Here is a 2,797-nt window from a genome sequence, read left to right as displayed (position 1 = left end):
GGTTGCGCGCGGCGCTTCGCCGGCTGGCGCCTGCTCCTCGGCGGGCGCACGCTCGCCGCTCGGCGCAGCTTCCGGCACGGGGGCCGTCTCCGGCTCGGGATCCTGCGGTGCAGTTTCCGGGGCGGGCGCCGAACGCTCGGCCGGAGCGGGTTCGGGGGTCTGCGCCGGCTCTGCAGCCTCCGGCTCAGGCTCGGGTTCGGGGGCTTCGGCCTCGGGAGCCTGTTCGGCAGCGGCCGGCGGTTCCACCGCAGGAGGAGCCTCTTCTTCCTCGGCAGCCTCGGCCTCTTCGGCGGCCTGTCTTGCAGCTTCTTCCTCCTCCAGCCGCTCGCGCGCCTCGGCGTCGTCGGCCTGGGCAAACAGCAGAGGCGCAGGCGCGGGCGCCTCCGCGAACGACGGCGACGACGCCATCAGCAAGCCGAGCGCCGTGCCGGCAAGGATGTTGACGGGATTTTTCATGAAATGCCTTCTCCGGTCGAAAATTGACCCTTCGACGACAAGAACCATCGAAGGACGGGTTGGTTCCGCCCAACCGCGCTGTACGCGCGGTCAGGGGCTAGGAAAAACGCCGCCGCACGCTTGACGGCGGTCGCGCCGGGCGCGAGATGCACGGCATGGAAAAGCCGTTCTGGAAGACCACGCCGCTGGAGGCCATGACCGAGGCCCAGTGGGAATCCCTGTGCGACGGCTGCGGAAAATGCTGTCTCGCCAAGCTGGAGGACGAGGACACCGGCGATATCCACTGGACGAGCGTCGGCTGCCGCCTTTTCGACGCCCGGCTCTGCGCCTGCAGCGACTACGCCAACCGCCTGGCCAAGGTGTCCGATTGCGTCAAGCTGACGCCGGCCAACGTGCGCACCATCGCCTGGCTGCCGTCGACCTGCGGCTACAGGCTGGTCGCCGAGGGCAGGGACCTCGCCGACTGGCATCCGCTTGTATCCGGCAGCCGCGAGACCGTCCACGCCGCTGGCATCTCGGTCCGCGGCCGCGTCACCGCGTCCGAGGAGGACCTGACGGATGTGGACGAGTATCTCGACCACATCCTCGACGCGGAACTGTGACACCGATCCGCCTCCCGGCCCGCCTGCGTCACTGCGCGATGGCGAAGCTCATCGTCACCTCGACGCGATAGCTGTTCTCGCCCGCTTCGACCGGAACCGTATCGGCCGCTTCCGCTCGCACCTTCATGGCCATCTGGGGCATCGGGTGCGGCCGCGACGTCATCTCGAAAATCTCCATGATGGGACCGAGCTCCACGCCGGCAGCCTGCGCCAGTGTGCGGGCCTTGGCGATCGCGTTCTCCACGGCCTCGCGCCGTGCCGCCTCGATGGCCGCCGCCGGATCGGTGTTGGTGAAGGAGATGCCGCCACCCTGGTTGACGCCGAGCGACACCACCTTGTCGAGGATGGCGCCGGTCTTCTGCACGTCGCGCACGCGCACCGTCAGCGTGTTCGACACCTCGTAGCCGGTCAGTTCCTGGCGCTGCCTGCCGTCGGGGCCGGTCGGATAGTCGTAGCGTGGGTTGATCTGGATGCCGGCGGTCTGGAGGTCGCGGTCATCGACGCCGTCCGCCTTGAGCGCGGCGATCACCTGCGCCATCGCCTCGTTGTTGGCGCTCAGCGCCTCTCGCGCCGTCTCGGCCTGGCGCATGACCGAGAACGACAGCAGCGCCATGTCGGGCCGCAGCGACTCCTCGCCTTCGCCGGTGACGGAAATCCGCGGCTTCTGCTCGGGCAGGCCCTGGGCGGCGGCGGGAAGCAACGCGACCGCGAGAATGGAGGCGGCGAGAAAGGGAAGGGCGCGCGACATGGAGGTCTCTCTGATTGGTTGCTCTCGGGACGAAGCGGCAAGCCTCGTCTCCTTGCCAAGCGCTAGGCCGCGATTGTGTATGGATTGCGGCACACTGCTTGTCTGGCGCCGCGAAAGCCACTATTGCAGGCGGCGTGGGGCCTGTAGCTCAATGGTTAGAGCCGGCGGCTCATAACCGCTTGGTTGCAGGTTCGAGTCCTGCCGGGCCCACCATGCTCTCCACATTGCTGATGTGACCTGCCGCCGTAATGGCCGCTGGGCTGCCCGAACGCGCGTCCACGTTGCGCCTGGCTCCTCCCGATTACGCGCCCAAAAACATCCGTCGATCCTGCCTCCTGCGCCTGACCTCCGCACCGCTGTTCGGGGTGCGGCTTGAACCATGGAAATGACTTGGCCGCGGCAGCAAAACCACCGGGAATACTCGCGATCGGGGATGCCGGCGACGGGTTTCCAGCTCGCCAAAACCCTGGAAAAAGCCAAGGTAAATATAGCGGTGATCATTGGTTAAATTAACTAAAAGAACGGAATCCGGGAATTCTGAAGGGGGAATAGCTTGCAAGAAGTGAATAGTTAATTATTTATTAAGGCGCTCGGGAAGGGTACGGGCATTCAGTTTTCTACCCTGAGGTGTATCTCATGTTCAAGTACAAGAGTGTCCTGACAACATTGATCGCTGCATCGGCAATTGGATTTTCGGTGAACAGCGCCTCAAGTCAGTTGTTCGCAAGCCCGGACTGGAAAGCGCGCGCCGATCGGGAATGCGAGAAAGTTCTGGCGCGCGGTACGATCGAAGCGTTTGAAGAATACCTTCGGGTCTATCGCCGGGCGCGCAATGCCTGTCGCACGATCGCGTCCACAACCACGGACAGCAGGGATGCAGGCGCATCCGAAGCATCTTTTAGCGGTGGTGGCGGCAACGGCGGTGGCGGCAACGGCGGTGGTGGCGGCAACGGCGGCGGTGGCGGCGGCGGCGGCGGTGGCGGCGGTGGCG

Annotated in this window: 3 protein-coding genes, 1 tRNA gene and 1 pseudogene; 3 read left to right on the top strand and 2 right to left on the bottom strand. The window is 65.8% G+C overall.

Translation table 11 applies throughout. From position 1 onward, the window contains the following. Positions 1-456 (bottom strand): annotated as a pseudogene (locus EJC49_RS23675) (hypothetical protein); the annotation flags it as partial. 155 nt (positions 457-611) lie between these two features. On the opposite strand from EJC49_RS23675, the gene EJC49_RS23670 reads away from it, so the two are divergent. Next, positions 612-1,058, top strand: coding sequence for a YcgN family cysteine cluster protein (locus tag EJC49_RS23670; RefSeq protein ID WP_126702398.1), 447 nt, complete (start codon positions 612-614; stop codon positions 1,056-1,058). Between the two features lie 28 nt (positions 1,059-1,086). Here the strand turns inward: EJC49_RS23670 and EJC49_RS23665 are convergent, their stop codons facing one another. Next, on the bottom strand, positions 1,087-1,806 hold the full coding sequence (locus EJC49_RS23665; RefSeq protein WP_126702397.1) for an SIMPL domain-containing protein: 720 nt from the start codon (positions 1,804-1,806) through the stop codon (positions 1,087-1,089). A gap of 137 nt (positions 1,807-1,943) precedes the next feature. On the opposite strand from EJC49_RS23665, the gene EJC49_RS23660 reads away from it, so the two are divergent. After that, positions 1,944-2,019 (top strand) — tRNA-Ile (locus EJC49_RS23660). A gap of 423 nt (positions 2,020-2,442) precedes the next feature. Then, positions 2,443-2,797 (top strand): hypothetical protein (locus EJC49_RS25845; protein ID WP_210211858.1); only part of this gene is annotated, 355 nt, incomplete at its 3' end.

Origin of the sequence: Aquibium carbonis (genome assembly GCF_003970795.1) — a bacterium.
Classification (GTDB): Bacteria; Pseudomonadota; Alphaproteobacteria; order Rhizobiales; family Rhizobiaceae; genus Aquibium; species Aquibium carbonis.
Note: the sequence above shows the minus strand (reverse complement) of the source record. Positions and strands in the feature narration are given on the sequence as shown.